This window comes from Agrobacterium sp. El2ro-1b (assembly GCF_048298475.1).
In the GTDB taxonomy this organism is placed as follows: Bacteria; Pseudomonadota; Alphaproteobacteria; order Rhizobiales; family Rhizobiaceae; genus Agrobacterium; species Agrobacterium fabrum.
In genome coordinates this window covers 163554-181279 of the sequence record NZ_CP103458.1, presented here as the reverse complement: position 1 = coordinate 181279, position 17726 = coordinate 163554, and the positions used below count along the sequence as shown (strand labels likewise).

Sequence of the window (17726 nt, the reverse complement as noted above, 5' to 3'; positions counted from 1 at the left end):
TCTCCCCCTCAAGGGGGGAGATCGGCAAGCGGCGCTTCCACCACTTCATTCGCCGACGTTGAGATGGGCGAGACCTTACTGCAGTTCGATCTCCCCCCTTGAGGGGGAGATGCCCGGCAGGGCAGAGGGGGGTAAACTCCACGCACCCTCGACCCGTTGCATATGGACGACTTCCTTAAAGCCCACACCTAGAGCACCTCCGTTGAAAGCGGAATCCGCGGACGTGCTCCGACACTCCCTTTCTCCACATTCTCCAGGCGTAAAACCGCTACCTGCTTTTGACGAAAATGCTGCCATCTTCAACTTTATGATCAGACCGCACTCATTCTCAACGGTGCGGAATTCGCCTATGCTCATTCAAGGGAATTCCTGCATGGGGAGGATGCGTGCTTCCTGGGTGGATCATATTCGGCTCGGCCTTCGCTTATATCCTCTTGCTGTTTGCGGTCGCGAGCTACGGGGACAGCAAAAGCCGTGAAAGAAACGCGCCGAAAAAGGGGCGTCCGTTCGTTTATGCGCTCAGCCTGGCGATATATTGCACGTCCTGGACCTATTTCGGCGGTGTGGGGCTTGCAGCCGATAAAGGTCTCGAATTCCTCGGCATCTATACCGGCCCTATCCTTGCCTTTACCCTTGGCATGCCGATCATCCGCCGCATCGTCGATCTCGCCAAGACGGAAAAGCTGACCTCGGTTGCGGATTTCATCGCCGCCCGTTACGGCAAGAACTCCACCGTGGCGATGATCGTCGCAATCATCGCGCTGGTCGGCGCCATCCCCTATATCGCGCTGCAGCTCAAAGCGGTGTCCAGCTCCGTGGCGACGATGGTCGATCCCGGCGACTACGGTATCGGCAGCGGCAATCTTTATTTCCTCGATCTGCCGCTTGTCGTCACCCTCGTCATGGCCGGCTTCGCCGTCATGTTCGGCACCCGCCACACGGACGCCACCGAACATCAGGACGGGCTCATTCTGGCGATTTCGATGGAATCGCTGGTGAAGCTGGTCGCCATGTGCACGGTCGGCTTTTACGTGCTCTTCGTGCTTTTCGATGGCCCCGCACATCTGTGGCAGCTGGCGACTGATAATGAGCAGGCCATGCGGGCCATCTCCTATCACACGCCCATCAGCCGCTGGATCGTGATGACGCTGCTCTCCGGCTTTGCCATCATCCTGCTGCCGCGCCAGTTCCACGTTACCGTGGTGGAAAACCGCACGCCGGAAGAGCTGCGCATGGCGGGGTTCCTGCTGCCGCTCTATCTCATTGCCATCAACATCTTCGTGCTGCCGATCGCGCTCGCGGGTATCCTGACGCTGGGCGCCAATGGCGATGCCGATCTCTATGTGCTGCAACTGCCGCTCAATCATCAGATGCCTGTTGTCTCGCTGATCACCTTCATCGGCGGCTTTTCGGCGGCGACTGCAATGGTGATCGTCGCTTCGGTGGCGCTGTCGATCATGATTTCCAACGATATCGTCATGCCGATCTTCCTGCGGCAGAAGCTACTCAACCGCTCGCCGCACCGGGACGACTTCGCCAAGACGCTGCTCAACATCCGCAGGACGGCGATCTTTGCGGTAATGCTGCTGGGCTACGGTTATTATCGCGCAGCCGACAGCGCCACGGGCCTTGCCTCCATCGGCCTTCTGGCTTTCGCAGCCATCGCCCAGATGGCCCCTGCCCTGTTCGGCGGGCTGTTCTGGCGCCGTGCCAATGCCCGTGGCGCAATCGCGGGTCTCAGTTCGGGCTTCTTCGTCTGGGCCTATCTGCTGTTCCTGCCGAGCTTCGGCGGGCCGGACAATTCCGAAGTCGCGGCCAATATTCTCGGCTTCCTGTTTTCCGGCAGCACCGTGTTTAACGGTCCCGAGGCCGATCCTTTCGTGAATGCGGTCATCCTCAGCCTGCTCGTCAACAGCCTCGCCTTTGTGCTGGGTTCGCTCTCGCGCAATCCGCGGCCGGTGGAGCGCATCCAGTCCGGTATCTTCGTCAAGCGCCATTCGAAATCGCAATTCGCCACGCGCGGCTGGAAAACCCGTGTCAGTGTCGGCGACCTCAAAAGCGCGATTGCCCGTTATCTTGGAGAAGAGCGCATGCTGCGCTCGCTTGCGACCTATGAGAAAACGGCGGGCAGGAAACTCAATGACGACCAGCCGGCGGATATGGCGCTGATCCATTTCTCCGAACAATTGCTGGGCAGCGCCATCGGCTCCTCCTCCGCCCGCCTCGTGCTGTCGATCATTCTCCAGAAGGCAGAAGATACCAGCGCGGATACGGCCTGGCTGCTCGATCAGGCGAGCGAGGCGCTGCAGTATAATCAGGACATGCTGCAGACGGCGCTGGCGCAGATGGATCAGGGCATTGCCGTTTTCGACAGTTCGCAGCAACTGACCATCTGGAACCGGCGGTTCCGCACCCTGCTGGACCTGCCGGAACAATTCGGCCAGGTGGGCGTGCCGCTGACCGAAATCGTGACCATGCTGCAGGAGCGTGGCGACATGCCGCCCGGCGATACGGATGAGCTGATCACCAGCTTCCTGACCATGGACCTGCCCTTCTCGCTGGTGCTGGCGGGCGGCGAGCGCATCATCGAGGTCCGCTCCAACACCATGCCGGACAAGGGCATCGTCGCCACCTTCACCGATATCACCCAGCGTGTGGCGAGCGACCAGGCGCTGAAACAGGCGAATGAAACGCTGGAGCAGCGCGTGGAGGAACGCACCGTCGAGCTGACCCGCGTCAACCGCGCGCTGGCGGAGGCGAGAGCGTCGGCCGATGAGGCCAATATCGGCAAGACGCGGTTTTTCGCTGCCGCAGGTCACGATATTCTCCAGCCGCTGAATGCCGCCCGCCTCTATTCGTCCTCGCTGGTCGAGCGGCTTGGCGCTTCTGGCGAAAGCGATCTCGTTCACAATATCGATTCGGCGCTGGAATCGGTGGAAACCATTCTCGGTGCGGTTCTCGATATTTCCCGCCTCGATACGGGCTCGATGAAGGCGCGCATGACATCCGTGCCACTCAACGAGCTATTGAAACGCATCGAGACCGATTTCGCGCCGATGGCGCAGGAGAAGAACCTCGATCTCGTCGTCATGCCAACGTCGCTCACGGTGCGCTCCGACCCCAATCTGCTGCGGCGGCTGATACAGAACCTCGTCTCCAATGCCATCAAATATACGCTTGAGGGCAAGGTGGTCGTCGGCGCGCGCCGTCGGGGCGGCGAAGTCGTCATTCAGGTGACGGATTCGGGCATCGGCATACCCGCCTCCAAATTCCGCACGGTCTTCAAGGAATTCGCCCGGCTGGACGAAGGGGCAAAAACGGCGTCTGGCCTCGGGCTCGGCCTTTCCATAGTCGACCGGCTATCACGCATGCTGCACCATCCGGTGCAGCTTATTTCCACCCCCGGCAAAGGCACGACCTTCCGCATCCATCTGCCGCGTGAAGCGGACCGTCTTGCTCCTGCCAAGACGGAGGGCGGGACAACCAGTCCCGCAGCAAGCGACCGTCTTCATGGCATTCGGGTGCTGTGCATCGACAACGAGCCGAAAATCCTCGAGGGCATGACGCTGCTTTTGACGGGATGGGGTTGCGATGTCTTGCCCGCAGGTTCCGTGGCGGCGCTGGAAGAACCCTTCCTCACTCTGGCCGCGGCCCCGGATGTCATCATCGCCGACTATCATCTTGATGATGGCGATGGCATCAGCGCCATCCGCCTCATCAGGACATTTTACGGCAAGACAATCCCTGCCCTGCTGGTAACGGCGGATCGCAGCCCGGAAGTGCGCAGCGATGCCGAAAAATACGGGATTTCCGTGCAGCACAAACCGGTCAAGCCGGCGGCGCTGCGTGCCTATATTAACCAGATATCCGGCACGGCGCGGGCAGCGGCCGAATAAAAACTCCCGGACCTTGCGATCCGGGAGCTGCATTGACTTTCAAAAATGGAGATATCAGGCCGCCTGGTTCAATCGTGCCGAGCCGGCAGCAGACCCCTGCTCCATCTGGAACCGCTGTACCAGATCGAGCAGCGCTTCCACCTCGCCGGAAAGTACCCGGCTGGCCGCGCTCGACTGTTCGGCAAGCGCTGCATTTTGCTGTGTCATCTGGTCCATCTGGTTGACGGAGCCGTTGACGTTGTGAAGCGCGGAGGACTGGTCCTGCGTCGCCGTCGCGATGGTTTCGACATGCTGGCTGACGGTCACGATCTGCCGGCTGATGGCGGAGAGAACGGTGCCCGCCTCCTGCACCAGCTTCGAACCGGAGCTGACCTCGTGGGTCGACTGGTTGATGAGCTGCTTGATTTCACGGGCCGCATCGGCGGAGCGCTGGGCAAGCTCGCGCACTTCCTGCGCCACGACGGCAAATCCCTTGCCTGCTTCACCCGCGCGCGCCGCCTCGATGCCGGCATTAAGCGCCAGAAGATTGGTCTGGAAGGCGATATCGTCGATTACCTCGATGATCTGCTCGATCTTGCGCGAGGCGCCTTCGATACGGCTCATGGCGTCGACGGCGTTGCTGACAACCGAACCGGAACTGTCGGCGCTCTGCTTGGTGACGCGCACGGCCTCATTGGCTTCCCGCGCCCGCTCGGCCGACGATCTCACGGTAGCGGTGATTTCCTCCACGGCAGCGGCGGTCTCCTCCAGCGAGGCGGCCTGATTTTCCGTGCGCTTTGACAGATCGACCGACGACTGTTCGATTTCGAAGCCGCTATTCTGAATGATGAGCGTGCGCTCGCGGATCTGCCCCAGCGCATCGCGAAGGTTGAGCAGGGATTCGTTGAAATCCGTGCGCAGCCGGTCGAGGCGGCCTGCGAAGGGCGTCTCGATCGTGCGGCTGAGATCGCCACGCGAAAGCCTGCCGAGGCCGGAGGCGATCTCGCCCACTGCAAACTCGATCTGGCCGTCCAGTTCCTGCTTCTCGGCATCGTTGCGGTGACGCTCGGACTCGGCCGCGGAGCGTTCCTGCGCACTTTTGCCCTCGATCGCCAGCTTCTCAATCGCATTCTCGCGGAAAATCACCAGAGCGCGGGCGATATTGCCGAATTCATTGGTGTTGGTGGCGTAGGGGATCGGCGTTTCGAGATTGCCGTCTGAAAGCGATTTCACGGCATCTGTCAGCTTGCTAAGCGGTTGAAGCGTGCGCTTGATGACGAAATAGGCGAGTAATCCAACGCCAAGCATGGCAAGCGCGCCGCAAACCAGCATCATATCACGCAGGCTGTATATCTGCGCATTGTAGAAATCCATGGGCACGCCCACGAACAGGATGCCGACGGTTGCGCCGGTCTTGTTCGTGACCGGCATATAACCGGTCATGTAGCTGGTGCCGAACAGCGTGGCAGTGCCGAAATAGGCCTCGCCCTTGGAGACTTTTTCGAAAGCCGGATGATCGGTGGCAAGCTTGGTGCCTGCCGCTCTCTCACCCTTTTCATTCTTCAGATTGGTGGTCAGTCGAATGAATTCGCCGGCCTTGGCTTCGAAAACCGTCGCGATACCGCCGTTGCCCGCAGCCGTGCGGTCTACGAGATCGTTGTCGCGCATCGTGCCGATGCTGGCGCGGCCCACACTTTTCAGCTCGCCATCCACCATTTCGAGGGCAACGCCGCCAACCTTCATCTCGTAAAGGATGGCCATGCCCCGCATCGCGCCGTGCGTATCACGCAGCGCGGTGGTGATGATGTTGTCCTTCAAGCGAATGTAGGTCGAAAAACCAACTGCCGCCACGCTGAGCGTGATCAGGCCGATCGTCAGCGCGACGACCTTGCCAGCAACGGACTTAAAGAGCCGGTTGTGCATGAAACAGTTCCCCAAAGCCAAACTTATAAAAAGTTCTAATTGGCAACTGTTAAAAAAACGCGAAGTGCCGATGGCGCCTTTTAGCGGAGTGCAAAAGCCCAGCCGGGCGTTTGACCGGCTTAAGGGGACGGGAGAACCCCGTCCACCATCAATGGATGTAACCGAGCCTGATGGCTTTGGCGATCGCCTGGATACGGTTGACGGAATCGAGCTTGATCGTTGCCGAACCGAGATAGGCATTGACGGTGTGCACGGAAAGGCCGAGCTTGACCGCAATCTCTTCGCTGATACGACCATCCCCCGCCAGTTGCAGGCAGGCAATTTCCCTCTCGCTCAGGGCTTCCGAGGGGGCGACCTTGCGCTCGTCGAGCGCCAGCATGTCCACCATGATTTCGCAGCACTTGATATGCTGCTCGATCACGACCTCATTGTCGAGAATGAGATTGGTGCCGCAGAACACGATGTAGCCGTTGCCGATGGTGCCGAGCCGCACCGGCAGAGCCAGCCCCGCATAGGGCAATGTATCGTTCTCGATACGGCGCAGAAGCGCCGGTACATCGGGAAGATCAGCAAAACCGCCAGCATTCTTGTTGCGCCAGATGACCGGCAAAAGCGACGTCTCGATATGGTCGAGCAGAATGTCGCCGACAGCGCGGATGAACTGCGCGCTCTGTTCTGCGGCATTCATGCCCCAGTTTTCCAGCTCGCAGGTCATCTTCTTCTTGTTGGGGAAGCCGGAAGCCGCAGCCTTCGTGACCACGAAGTTGCGCGCGCCGACCAGCTTCTGCATGGCGACAAGCTTCGGAAACAGATCCGACCGGCTCGTCACGACAGGGCTGCGGTAAAACATGCCCATTCGACCTGTACCCTCATTGTCTTTCGTCTGTACCATCCGTCCGACCATTATACGAGGTTGTTGCGCACGGCGTAGGCAATTGCCTCCGAGCGGGTTTTTGTCGCGGTTTTACGCATCACGCTTGTGATGTAATTATTGATCGTATTGCGTGAAATGCCAAGGATCATCGCAATTTCATCGCTTGTCTTGCCTTCCGCGATCCAGAACAGGCACTCGAGCTCGCGCTCGGTGAGATCGATATCGCGCACGGTCTTTGCTTCGCTGGCGATGCCGAAGCTGACGCAATACCCCGTCAGCAGGGCGATTTCCCGCAGACGCTCCGGTGACGGAACCGCTTCTTCCGGAAACAGCAGCAGAAGCGAAAGGCGGATGCGGCCCACGCAGAAGGAGAGTGCCGAATATTGCCTGTCTATGCCATAGGGCACGGAAACATCGTCTGGAAGGAGAAGCAATCGCGGCTGCAGAAGCGAAAGGCACTTCTCCATTTCGCTCGACCGGTTCTGGCTGTTGGTGAGTTCAATGCCGAGCCTGCGGACCAGATCGAAAGGCCAGTCGGATGTGACGATGAATTTCAGCCCGGTTTCTTCGAGAAGATCATCTCGCGCCAGCAGATAATGCGAGGCGCCAGCGTAGGTTACGAGCAGATCCAGTGCGCCTGCAACGTTACCGGCAGCAGCCGTGGCTGCGACGTTTTTAGCAAGCTGATCGCGCGGCAAGGGCTTACCCATGCCCTCCAGAGGCTTGGCAGACAGCCTACGGATATCAACATCGACTTTCAATCGCCTACGCCCTCTTGCTCCCAGCGGGAGATTATACCTCGGGATGGAATCATTCCATTCAAGAAGCTTACCAAAAAGGAATGGCGCGCCCCCGGAGACCGAATCACTTCATTTTATGGAACCGACCGGAGTTTGCCATTACCTGGCAACAGCCTTTCCACGTATTTCCCAGTTCGTCTATTGCTAAAAAAACATACTGAAAAGCTGTTCAATCCATAAACGGCATTCTCAGCCAATTCCCAGCAAACTGTATCGTTGCTGAATTTTTTGTAAACACTGTCCCGAAACGAGAGTGCCACGATGTGCCCGCCAAGCATAGCGAAAACCCCGGAAACAGAAAAAAGGCCGGGTAAAACCGGCCCTTTTGTCATTATGCTGCTTTTTCCACCGCCCATTTGCGCAGGATCTTGGCGGCTCTCTCCTCGCTGATTTCCACCATGCGGGAGAGCCTGCGTTCGGGCCCTTCGCGAACCCGGCGGTTGAATGTGCCTTCGCCATCGCCGCCAGCCAGAAGATCGTCGGTGCTGTCGAAGCCGAAATCCGCGCCGAAACCTTCCATGAGACCACCTGCGCCCGCCTCCATGCCGGGAGAGAAGTCCGGCAATTCGAGACCGGCGGACTCCTGGCTCAGCTGAGCCGCAGCCGAACCGTTGGCAGTGACCGTGCGGACCAGAGGGCGTACACCGAGCCAGACGACGAGGAAGGCGACGGCGACAAAGGCGAGCGAGTTGATGATGCCGGCGGAATTGCGGCTCAGCACTTCCATGACACCCGGGCCGCTGGCAGCCTCGTCAAGCAGCTGCGTTTCGAGGAAATCCATCGCCGTCAGGGTGACAATGTCGCCACGATCGGAAGAAATGCCTGCGGCCGAGGTGACGATCTTCTGCATTTCCGCAAGGTAGGCGTCGATCTTGGCCTGATCGGCCGGTTCGCCGACCATCTTGGCAATGCGGCCCTTGTTAACGACCACGGCAACCGAAATCTTTTCGAGGGTATAGCCGTTCTTGACCGTGGCAACCGTCTTGGAATTGATCTCGTAGTTGGTCTGCTCTTCCTTCTTGGCCGACTGATCGGAAGACTGCGGGCCGCCGCCGCCGCCCTGGGGCGCAGCCTGCGGCACGTTCTGCTCCACGGTCGCGGCCGTATCCGGCTGCGTTTCCTGGGATTTCTGGTCTTCCTTCACCGTGCGAACGGAGCGCTCAACACGCGATTCCGGGTCGTAAACCGTCTCCTGGACCTGGCGGCTGTCGGTATTGATCTGCGCCGTCACACTGGAGCGGAAATTGTCTATGCCGAGGAAAGGCGCCAGCGCCTTGTCGATATTGGTCGTAATTTCCTGCTGAACATTCTGGGCCAGCGTTAGCGAGCGGTTCATGGCAGCGTTGGTGACGTCGTCACCGGAGGCGAGAAGCTGGCCGGTCGAATCGAGCAGCGTCACGTCATCGACTTCGAGGCCGGGAACGGCCGAGGCAACGAGGTGGCGAATGGAGGCGGAGGCCTTGCGGCCAGCGGATGCGCTCGCGCGGATCATCACCGATGCCGTGGGTTTCTGTTCGCCACGGCGGAAATTGCCGACGTCAGGCAGGACGATATGAACGCGGGCAGCGGAAACGCCATCGATCTGCTGGATGGAGCGGCCGATCTCGCCCTCAAGGGCACGAACGCGCGTCACTTCCTGCATGAAAGACGTCAGGCCGAGGGAGCCGACATTGTCAAAAAGCTCATAACCGGCATTGGCACTGTCGGGCAGGCCGCGTTCAGCCAGAAGTAGCCGTGCCTTGCTGGTGAGCCCGACCGGAACCTGAAGGCTGGAGCCATCGGTCCCGACCTGAAAGTCCAGACCCGATTCGGCGAGTGCAATGCTGATCTTGTTGAGGTCACTTTTTTCAAGACCCACATAGAGGGTCTCGTAAGCAGGACGGTTCACATAAAGCGCTGCAGCCAGGATGATAGCCATGGACAATACGCCCACGCCGCCCAGCATCAGCAGCCGCGTCTGGCCCAGCGCCGCGACATTCTTCAAGACCTGAGGGATTTGATTTAACAGATTCATTCTGTTCCGCACCGTCATTCATAGAGTCCGAGACCTTTTGGCCCCGTCGTGACAATAGGGTGCGAAGCTTGCGCGAGCGTTGCCTTTCTCCGCATTCAGCGAAGGAAGGAACGGCCGGAATATGTTCTAGAAGAGGTCGAAGTCGCCGGAAGCCTTGTGGAGCGGCTGGGAATGGCCGTGGCGGAAGGCCGCGCCGAGCGCCTTTTGCATTTCGGCAAGCTTGACGAGGCTGAGTGCGGTGGAGACATCCACGAACCAGTCTGCGGGGATGGAGCCGGTGATGGTATCGATGAATTCGGCAAGGCCGCGGGTTTTCTGGACGGCAAGGTCGATGCCCTGCAACAGCTTGACGCCTTCGGCGGACAATTGACCGCTGGTCACATCAAGCAATTGCGGCTCGATGCGCTCGATGAGATAGGCCACGTCGTGCAGTTCCGATACCACCCGCATCAGAACATCCGGCAGGGCTTCTTCGAACGGAGTGGTGGCGGTGTGCTCTGCAAGCTGCATTGGAAACTCCGTGACTAGAAAAATTCGATGTCGTTGGCGACGGGTTTGGGTGCCGGCACCGGACGCGTTTCCATGGCAACCGTCTTCTGGGTTTCCGCACCGCTGAGCGGATGCTGACGCGCACGCCCGGAGACCGGCCAGAACTCGATCTTGCGGCCATGATCCCCGCCCGTGGAGGAGCTGATGACCGGAATGCCTTCGTCCTTCAGGAACTGCATGGCAAAGATGGCGTTCTGCTCGCCGACATTCGAGAAGCTGGCGATCGTCTTGGCGCCGCCGAAAACCTTGGCCTCCAGCCGGTCGCGGCGGGCGCCCTGCTTCAAGAGGCCGTTGATCAGCAACTCCATGAGATGCACGCCATAACGCGTCGCATCTCCGCCGGTCACATTGCCCGTTCCCGGCAGCAGGAAGTGGTTCATTCCTCCGAGGCCGGCAACGGGGTCTCTCAGACAGGCGGCCACGCACGAACCGAGTATCGTCGTCATCACCACATCGGGATCGCTGACAACCTTATACTCGCCCTGAATGATATGTACGCGCTTGGCCGCAGCTTCCATCATTTCAGCGATCCGAAAACCGCTTCGATGGCCGCGCGCATCTTGTCGATGGTGAAGGGCTTGGCCAGCACGTTGTTAGCGCCGAGCTGGGCTGCCTTCTGCACCAGCGCGCGGTCACCCTGCGCGGTGAGAATGATGAAGGCGGCCTTCTTGGTGGTCGGGTTGGCCCGCACCGCGTGCAGGAAACCGAGGCCGTCCATCTTCGGCATGTTGAAGTCGGAGATGACGAGATGATGGGGCTGCTGCTCCATGATCTTCAATCCCTGCTCGCCGTCGCCAGCGGAGGTGATCTGCTTGAAGCCCAGCTGTGTCAGCGCATCGCTGAGGAGCAGCCGGCTGGTCACCTGATCGTCAACGATCAGAACTTTGATCTTTTCTGCGAGAGACATTAGTCAGCACCTTCTTTGCGGGCAGTGGTTAGTTTCAGGATTTCTTCGCCGATGGAGGCCAACGGCAATTGCTGTTCCACCGCGCCAAGCTCATAGGCCACGCGGGGCATGCCATAGACGACACATGTTTTTTCGTTCTGGCCGACGGTGCGCGCACCGGCGTGGCGCATTTTCAGAAGCCCGGCCGCGCCGTCGCGGCCCATGCCGGTCAGGATGACACCGACGGCATTGCGTCCGGCAAGCTCGGCCACCGAATCGAACAGCACGTCGACGGAGGGGCGATGGCCGTTGACGGGGTCGCGGTCCAGAAGCCGGCAGCAGGGTGCGGACCGGTTGGCGATCTGTAAGTGACGCTCACCGCCCGGCGCGAGGTAAATCTTGCCGGTCTGCAGGCGCGCGCCGTCCGTCGCCTCTTCCACCACGGGGGCGCAGATGCGGTTCAGCCTCTCCGCGAAACTCTTTGTGAAGGTCGGCGGCATGTGCTGGGTAATGACTGTCGGCGGGCAATTGGCCGGGAATTTCTGCAGCACCGCGATCAGCGCTTCGACGCCGCCGGTGGAGGAGCCTATGGCCACGACCTTACGACCCGCCCGATATTCGCTCATCGGAACCGGCTGCGGCGCGGCAGCGGTTTCCGGCCGGGTGGCGCGGTAGGCGGCGTGTTGCGAGCGGGCGGCGGCCTTCACCTTGTCGGCCAGATCGCCGAAGGGGCGCGCGTCACCGGGAGCCGGCTTGCCGACACAGTCGAAAGCACCGATTTCAAGCGCGGCAAGCGACGCATCCGCGCCGCGATGGGTCAGTGACGAGACCATGATGACCGGCATGGGGCGCAGGCGCATGATCTTCTCGAGAAATTCGAGGCCATTCATCTCGGGCATCTCGATGTCAAGCGTCACGACATCGGGATTGAGCTGCTTGATGGCGGCGCGTGCTTCCATGGCGTTGCCGGCCTGGCCAACCACCTCGACTTCCGGATCGGCCTTGAGGACGGCCGAAATCAGCCCACGCATGGTGGGGGAGTCGTCAACAACGAGGACCCGTGCGAGTGCGCTCATGCCTTCCTCCCGGATGCGTGACCGATGAAGCGATAGGTGGTGATGCCGGTATTGTCGAACACGTTCTTGGCGTCACCGGACACACGTTCGGAATGGCCGATATAGAGGTGGCCGCCTTCCGGCAGCAGGCCTGCGAAACGCGACCAGATGCGCACCTGCGTCGGCTCGTCGAAATAAATGACGACGTTTCGGCAGAAGATGACGTCAAAATTGCCCTTGAAGGGCCATTGCGTCATCAGGTTCAGCTCGTTGAAGGTGATGAGGCGCTTGACCTTGTCGTCGATGCGGAACTTGCGGCGACCGCCGGCATCGACCTCGGTGAACCATTGCTTGCGCATGGCAGGAGACACGGTTTCAAGCGCGTTGTCATCATAAACGCCGGCACGGGCCTGCGCCAGAATCTTCGGATCAATGTCAGTCGCCAGAATCTTGAAATCGTATTCGGCCGCATTCGGGAACATGGCGAGCACGGTGAGCGCTATCGAATAGGGTTCCTGCCCGTCGGAGCAGGCCGCCGACCAGATGCGGACACGTCCGCCGCTCTTGGCACGAGCGATGAGGCTCGGCAGGACCTCGTCACGCAGATGTTCGAAATGATGGTTCTCGCGGAAGAAGCGGGTGAAATTCGTCGTCAGGTGCGACAGCATTTCCCGGCGCGGCTGTGCGCCCTCGGACGAAGACACCAGTGCGCAATATTCGCGAAAGCCGGAAAGACCGAGATTGCGGATATGTTTCGAGAGGCGGGAATAGACCAGCGACGCCTTGGTGTCGTTGAGATAGATGCCCGCATCGGCATAGATCATCGCAGCGATCTCCGACAAATCGCGCCTTGTCAGCGGATATTCGCCGCTGGCAAGAACGTCATCGGGAGACTGTCGCTGATCGCTGAGATTAAGTGCTGCCATTGGATATCCGCCTTCAACCCGTCGCCGCGAGTGACATTTCCTGTTTCAGTGGCTGTCCGCGCGAGGCGCTGACGATGGCATCGACATCCAGAATGAGCGCAACGCGTCCGTCACCGAGAATGGTGGCGGCGGCGATGCCCGGAACATGGGTATAGTTGGCTTCCAAAGATTTGATGACGACCTGGCGCTGGCCCTGGATCGCATCAACCATCAGAGCACGCTGGCCGCCGCCTTCCGATTCCACCAGAAGCGCCACACCTTCGACAGGATCGGCCTGGGTCGGACGGAAGTTCAGGACACGACCGACATCCACCAGCGGGCAGAAGGAGTTGCGGATGGAGATCAGCCGCTGATTGGAACCGAAGGAGTGGATGTTCTTCGCCTCGGGCTGCAGGGTTTCGACGATTGCCGTCAAAGGAACGACGAGCGTCTGGCCAGCAACGGTCACCACCATGCCGTCGAGAACGGCAAGCGTCAGCGGCAGGCTCATGGTGAAGGTCGAACCGAGACCGGGACGCGACGAGATGCTGATGCGGCCGCCAAGCGCCTGAATGGAACGCTTGACCACATCCATGCCAACACCGCGGCCGGAAATGTCGGAAATCTTGTCTGCCGTCGAGAAGCCCGGCGCAAAGATCAGATTGTCGATCTCCTCGTCGGTCAGGTTCGCATCTGCGGCAATGAGATCATTGTCGATGGCCTTCTGGCGAACGCGCTCGCGGTTGATGCCGGCGCCATCGTCCTGAAGCTCGATCAGGATACGGCCCGAGCGGTGCTTGGCGGAAAGCTTGATGGTGCCTTCGGGGTTCTTGCCCGCGGCTTCGCGCTTTTCCGGCGTCTCGATGCCGTGGTCGACGGCATTGCGGATCATGTGGGTCAGGGGTTCGGCCAGCTTGTCGATGACCGTCTTGTCGACTTCGGTGTTCTCACCTTCGGTCACGAGGCGGATCTGCTTGCCGATCATGTCGGCGACTTCGCGGACGATACGCGACATACGCTGGAAGACCGGCTTCACCGGCTGCGCGCGGATCGCCATGACGCTGTCCTGGATTTCGCGCGTCAGCTGCTGCAGCTCGTCGAGGCCCATATTAACGGCGGACGTACCGCTCGCATCGTTTTCGATGACGCTCTGCGACAGCATCGCCTGATTGATGACGAGCTCGCCAACAAGGTTGATCAGGCGGTCGACGCGATCGAGATCAACGCGGATGGTCTGGCCGGCGCTCGCATTGGCGGCGGCATTGGCATTCGCCTGCGCTGCGGCCGGCGCTGCCGCCGCTTCGCGCTTTTCGATGGCGGCATTGACGCTCTGGGCGATCTGCGTCGTCGCGACGGCAGCTTCGACGGTTGCGGCAACGTAAGTCTCTTCCACCGCGGGGGTCGCGACGGCGGGTTCGTCCTGCGCATCACCATCGAGAGCAGACAGATCGAACGGAACCGGGATCATCGGCAGTTCTTCCTCGTCCGCGGACGCGTCCGAAACAACTGCGGTGATTTCGAGATCGCAATCCCATTCGGCGAATTCGAAGACGCTGCGGATTCCTTCCTCACCCTTTTCGGTGGTGATGGAAACCGTCCAGGAAAGATAGGAGGCTTCGGGATCGAGCTTGTCGAGCGCCGGCAGTTCGGACATGTCGCAATTGACACTCATGTCACCGATCCGCGAGAGATCACGCAGCAGGAGTGCCGCCTCATTGCCCTTGGAATAGAGCGAGGCGTGCGGCTTGAACGTGATCTGGAAGGTCGGCGCCTCCATCAGCGGCGTCGTCTCGTCGGCAAAATCGGAGAAAGAGAACGGGATCGGTTCGAAGCCGCTTTCATCCGTCGGCTTTGGTGCTGCGGGCGCCTTGACGGGTTCCGGCGCCTTTACAGCGACAGGAACCGGCGCGGATGCCGGAACGGCTTCGCCATTGGCCAGCGCTTCCAGTTCCTTGACGAGGCCACGAGTGCGGCTTTCATCGACGCTGCCACCGTCTCTTGCGGCGTTGGTCAGATCCGCCAGCACATCGGCGGAGCGCAGCATGACTTTCAGAACATCCTGCGTCGGTTCCAGCTTGTTGGAGCGAACGCAGTCGAGGGTCGTTTCAAAAACGTGGGCGAAGGCCACGAGATCATCCAGACCGAAGGCACCGGCCCCGCCCTTGATGGAATGAACGGCACGGAAAACGGCGTTGACGGTTTCCGGATCACGGTCGCCGTCATTCAATTTAAGAAGCCCCGATTCCAGTTCAGCGAGCTGTTCCTCGCACTCCTGGAAAAAGATTTCCTTGATTTCGTTCATATCCATCGTGAAATGTCCCGTATCAGGCGGTTACGCGCTCAATGGCATCGATGAGTTTTGCAGGGTCGAACGGCTTGACGATCCAGCCGGTCGCACCGGCCTGGCGGGCGCGGTTCTTCTTTTCCGCATCGCTTTCGGTCGTCAGAACGAGGATCGGTATGGCGCGGTATTTTTCGTTGCGCCGCACGCCCTCGATGAAGCCGAAACCGTCGAGACGCGGCATGTTGATGTCAGTCACGATGACATCCGGGTTGCTCTGTTCCAGCACTTCGAGACCCTCGATGCCGTCTTCGGCCTGAATGGTTTCGAAACCGGCATTGTTGAGCGTGACCAGGAGCATGTTCCTGATCGTTCTGGAATCATCCACGGTAAGAACTTTTTTCTTCACTTTTGCATCTCCTTAGGGAGCAAATGGTCGATATCGACGCCTATCAGTTTCATGGTCTTGTCGAATGCATCGGAAACCCTTGCGAAACCGAAGGGCTTGCCATCCTCTTCCCAGGATTTCGCGCCGGCCATGAGGACCTGGGCGCAAAGCGCGCCAATGCGCTCCACCTCGGATGCATCCACCGACAAAGATGCTCCTCTCAGCGTCATCAGCTTGCCGTGCAGAGCCGATGCTTCGTTGAGATCCAGCACCGGTGACAGTTTCAGCGTCGCCTCAGCTGCTTTTCTGGCTGCCATTACATGACTCCCTGACGTCTGAATTGTTGGTAATTCTGGCTGTTATCCGTGTGGTTATCCCCACGGGCCATAAATGACGAGTGCTGCCTTTCCGCACCGGCGGCGGCAGCGAAATGTTCCTGGCGGGCAATACGGAACGCGCGCACGGTGCGGCCGAGTTCCAGAATGACGGTGTGCAGCGCATCGGCCTCGGAGGCGCTGGCGCCCATGTCGGCGGCATTCCGCCCGGCCTGCCGTTGCTGTTCATCGATATCGCCGGCGACCGATTGCAATTCTCCGGCGTGGTCGGCGGTGTGCCGCGAAACCTCGGCGATCATATCGTTGATGCCGGATACCTGCCGGACGACCCCGCCAATGGCCTCCTGCGTGCGGTTCACCATGCGCACGCCGCCCTCGACCTGCGTCTTGGTGGAGCCGACGAGGCTCTTGATCTCTCTTGCGGCATCGGCGGAGCGCTGGGCCAATGCCCGGACTTCCTGCGCAACGACGGCGAAACCGCGTCCGCTGTCGCCGGCACGCGCCGCCTCGATGCCGGCATTGAGAGCGAGAAGGTTGGTCTGAAAGGCGATCTCGTCGATGGTGCCGATGATCCGGCCGATCTGTTCGGCGGATTGTTCAATGTCCGACATGGCGTCGATCGCCTCGCCGATCGCCCTGCCGCTTTCGACGGCCGCGTCGCGGGCGCTGGAAACCGCCTTTTCCGTCGCCGATATACGGGCGCCGTTTTCACCCACATGTGCAATCATCGCCTGGAGTGCACGGGACGTCTCGGCAAGCGCTTCGGCCTGCTGGCGTGAACGCTCCGCAATCGAGCGGCCGATATCGGCAAAGCGTGCGCTCAGCACCTCGGCCTCACCTACACCGTTCTGGGCGGCTATCAGCGACGCGCCGATCGTCTCGAGCGCCGTGTTGAAGGTGGCTGCGACGTCCCTGTAAGCGTCGGGCACATCGTCCCCGATGCGGGCCTGCAAATTGCCCGCCGCAAAGGACGTCAGGGCCGTGCCCAGCAAATTCGCCGCTTCCGAGCGGTCATTGTCGCGCTGTTCCTGGAGTTCGCGGCCATGGCGCAGGCGCAGTTCGTTGAAGCGCAGCGACACGGCAATCTCGGTATCGACCATCACCAGCCGGACGACGTTCTTCACCGCGTCCGCCAGTTCGCGGCTCTTTTTACGGTTGCCGGGCAGGATGGAGCGGGGCGTGTGTTCAGCCACAAGCCCGCCGAGCAGATGCTCCAGAACGACGGCGTGGCTGGCGATCTGCCAGCGCGGATCCAGACCCATGCGACCGGCATTATCGGAAAGAACCTTCACCCGCTCGGCATAAAGCGCATCGAAACGCGCGTCCGTCAGCACGCTCCAGTGCGAGGATTGCAGATCATGCAGGCGATCGAGCTGGTTTTCGCTTTCGAAGGACGGCGAACAGTCCGGCATGGACTGGAAACGGGTCATCACGTCGCGCAGGCCGGCTTTGACGTAAGGCTCCAGCATGCCGCGATAATTGCGCAGGAAATCGGATTGCGTCTCATCGAGGCCGACAAAGCGCAACCGTCCCGCCAGGCTTCCGCCTGCCGATCTACGCGCTTGATCTGATGGCAAATCGTGCCCCAACCGACGTCCCCAACAACATGACGGCCGGTAAAACCCGGCCCAATTGGCCAAGGTTCAAAACGCCAGCACCCTCTAGGGATTTTTGAACGAACATACCCATCGCGGACGATGCGGCATCGACGCCTGCCTGACCTTCTTGAACCAAGAAACGAAAATACCGGATCGGGCCCGGTACGGCAGTGCGGCGTCATGCCTGGAAGGGGAGGAACCCCATTCCGCCGTGGAAATACCACCAATCTTTATGGTTAATTC

Annotated in this window: 13 protein-coding genes and 2 pseudogenes; 2 read left to right on the top strand and 13 right to left on the bottom strand. The window is 60.2% G+C overall.

Features of this window, described 5'->3' with window-relative positions; translation table 11 throughout:
• Positions 1-386: 386 nt before the first annotated feature.
• Both NYR50_RS00845 and NYR50_RS00840 read left to right on the top strand, forming a co-directional pair.
• A pseudogene (locus tag NYR50_RS00845) lies at positions 387-3438 on the top strand (PAS-domain containing protein); the annotation flags it as partial.
• A gap of 74 nt (positions 3439-3512) precedes the next feature.
• Positions 3513-3896, top strand: a pseudogene (locus NYR50_RS00840) (response regulator); the annotation flags it as partial.
• Between the two features lie 54 nt (positions 3897-3950).
• On the opposite strand, the gene NYR50_RS00835 reads toward NYR50_RS00840, so the two are convergent.
• The 13 genes from NYR50_RS00835 to NYR50_RS00775 all read right to left on the bottom strand — a co-directional run bounded on the left by NYR50_RS00835 (position 3951) and on the right by NYR50_RS00775 (position 17411).
• Positions 3951-5798 carry a methyl-accepting chemotaxis protein gene (locus tag NYR50_RS00835; protein WP_418136475.1) on the bottom strand — a complete coding sequence of 616 codons (1848 nt, stop codon included), beginning with the start codon at positions 5796-5798 and terminating at the stop codon, positions 3951-3953.
• Between the two features lie 148 nt (positions 5799-5946).
• Positions 5947-6648 carry a transcriptional regulator VisR gene (visR, locus tag NYR50_RS00830; RefSeq protein WP_046033492.1) on the bottom strand — a complete coding sequence of 234 codons (702 nt, stop codon included), beginning with the start codon at positions 6646-6648 and terminating at the stop codon, positions 5947-5949.
• A gap of 53 nt (positions 6649-6701) precedes the next feature.
• A complete protein-coding gene (gene visN / locus NYR50_RS00825) occupies positions 6702-7433 on the bottom strand; it encodes a transcriptional regulator VisN (RefSeq protein ID WP_006312928.1) in 732 nt (243 codons plus the stop codon).
• A 370-nt stretch (positions 7434-7803) separates the two neighbouring features.
• Positions 7804-9486, bottom strand: a complete 1683-nt coding sequence (gene fliF, locus NYR50_RS00820) for a flagellar basal-body MS-ring/collar protein FliF (protein WP_006312927.1) — start codon at positions 9484-9486, stop codon at positions 7804-7806.
• Positions 9487-9612: 126 nt separating this feature from the next.
• Positions 9613-9996, bottom strand: coding sequence for a chemotaxis protein CheT (gene cheT / locus NYR50_RS00815; RefSeq protein WP_418136474.1), 384 nt, complete (start codon positions 9994-9996; stop codon positions 9613-9615).
• A gap of 14 nt (positions 9997-10010) precedes the next feature.
• Positions 10011-10556, bottom strand: coding sequence for a chemoreceptor glutamine deamidase CheD (gene cheD, locus NYR50_RS00810; protein ID WP_006312925.1), 546 nt, complete (start codon positions 10554-10556; stop codon positions 10011-10013).
• Positions 10553-10942 (bottom strand): chemotaxis response regulator CheY2, encoded by a 390-nt coding sequence (cheY2, locus tag NYR50_RS00805; RefSeq protein ID WP_006312924.1) that lies wholly within the window; start codon positions 10940-10942, stop codon positions 10553-10555. The genes cheD and cheY2 overlap by 4 nt, the downstream gene beginning before the upstream one ends.
• Positions 10942-11997, bottom strand: a complete 1056-nt coding sequence (cheB, locus tag NYR50_RS00800; protein WP_010970952.1) for a protein-glutamate O-methylesterase CheB — start codon at positions 11995-11997, stop codon at positions 10942-10944. Before cheB ends, cheY2 begins: the two co-directional genes overlap by 1 nt.
• Positions 11994-12902: a protein-glutamate O-methyltransferase CheR gene (cheR, locus tag NYR50_RS00795; RefSeq protein ID WP_418136473.1), complete on the bottom strand. Its 909-nt coding sequence runs from the start codon at positions 12900-12902 to the stop codon at positions 11994-11996. The genes cheB and cheR overlap by 4 nt, the downstream gene beginning before the upstream one ends.
• Positions 12903-12915: 13 nt before the next feature.
• On the bottom strand, positions 12916-15189 hold the full coding sequence (locus tag NYR50_RS00790) for a chemotaxis protein CheA (protein ID WP_418136472.1): 2274 nt from the start codon (positions 15187-15189) through the stop codon (positions 12916-12918).
• Positions 15190-15205: 16 nt separating this feature from the next.
• A complete protein-coding gene (cheY1, locus tag NYR50_RS00785; protein WP_003493773.1) occupies positions 15206-15571 on the bottom strand; it encodes a chemotaxis response regulator CheY1 in 366 nt (121 codons plus the stop codon).
• Positions 15568-15867, bottom strand: a complete 300-nt coding sequence (locus tag NYR50_RS00780; RefSeq protein ID WP_111805733.1) for an STAS domain-containing protein — start codon at positions 15865-15867, stop codon at positions 15568-15570. The genes cheY1 and NYR50_RS00780 overlap by 4 nt, the downstream gene beginning before the upstream one ends.
• Positions 15867-17411, bottom strand: coding sequence for a globin-coupled sensor protein (locus NYR50_RS00775; protein WP_418136471.1), 1545 nt, complete (start codon positions 17409-17411; stop codon positions 15867-15869). Before NYR50_RS00775 ends, NYR50_RS00780 begins: the two co-directional genes overlap by 1 nt.
• Positions 17412-17726: the final 315 nt, after the last annotated feature.

Excerpts from the sequence above, each read along its gene's own strand:
- NYR50_RS00780 (WP_111805733.1), bottom strand. The coding sequence starts at position 15,867 with ATGGCAGCCAGAAAAGCAGCTGAGGCGACGCTGAAACTGTCACCGGTG.
- cheT (WP_418136474.1), bottom strand. The coding sequence starts at position 9,996 with ATGCAGCTTGCAGAGCACACCGCCACCACTCCGTTCGAAGAAGCCCTG.
- NYR50_RS00835 (WP_418136475.1), bottom strand. The coding sequence starts at position 5,798 with ATGCACAACCGGCTCTTTAAGTCCGTTGCTGGCAAGGTCGTCGCGCTG.
- NYR50_RS00790 (WP_418136472.1), bottom strand. The coding sequence starts at position 15,189 with ATGGATATGAACGAAATCAAGGAAATCTTTTTCCAGGAGTGCGAGGAA.
- cheB (WP_010970952.1), bottom strand. The coding sequence starts at position 11,997 with ATGAGCGCACTCGCACGGGTCCTCGTTGTTGACGACTCCCCCACCATG.
- cheR (WP_418136473.1), bottom strand. The coding sequence starts at position 12,902 with ATGGCAGCACTTAATCTCAGCGATCAGCGACAGTCTCCCGATGACGTT.
- cheY2 (WP_006312924.1), bottom strand. The coding sequence starts at position 10,942 with ATGTCTCTCGCAGAAAAGATCAAAGTTCTGATCGTTGACGATCAGGTG.
- cheD (WP_006312925.1), bottom strand. The coding sequence starts at position 10,556 with ATGATGGAAGCTGCGGCCAAGCGCGTACATATCATTCAGGGCGAGTAT.
- fliF (WP_006312927.1), bottom strand. The coding sequence starts at position 9,486 with ATGAATCTGTTAAATCAAATCCCTCAGGTCTTGAAGAATGTCGCGGCG.
- visR (WP_046033492.1), bottom strand. The coding sequence starts at position 6,648 with ATGTTTTACCGCAGCCCTGTCGTGACGAGCCGGTCGGATCTGTTTCCG.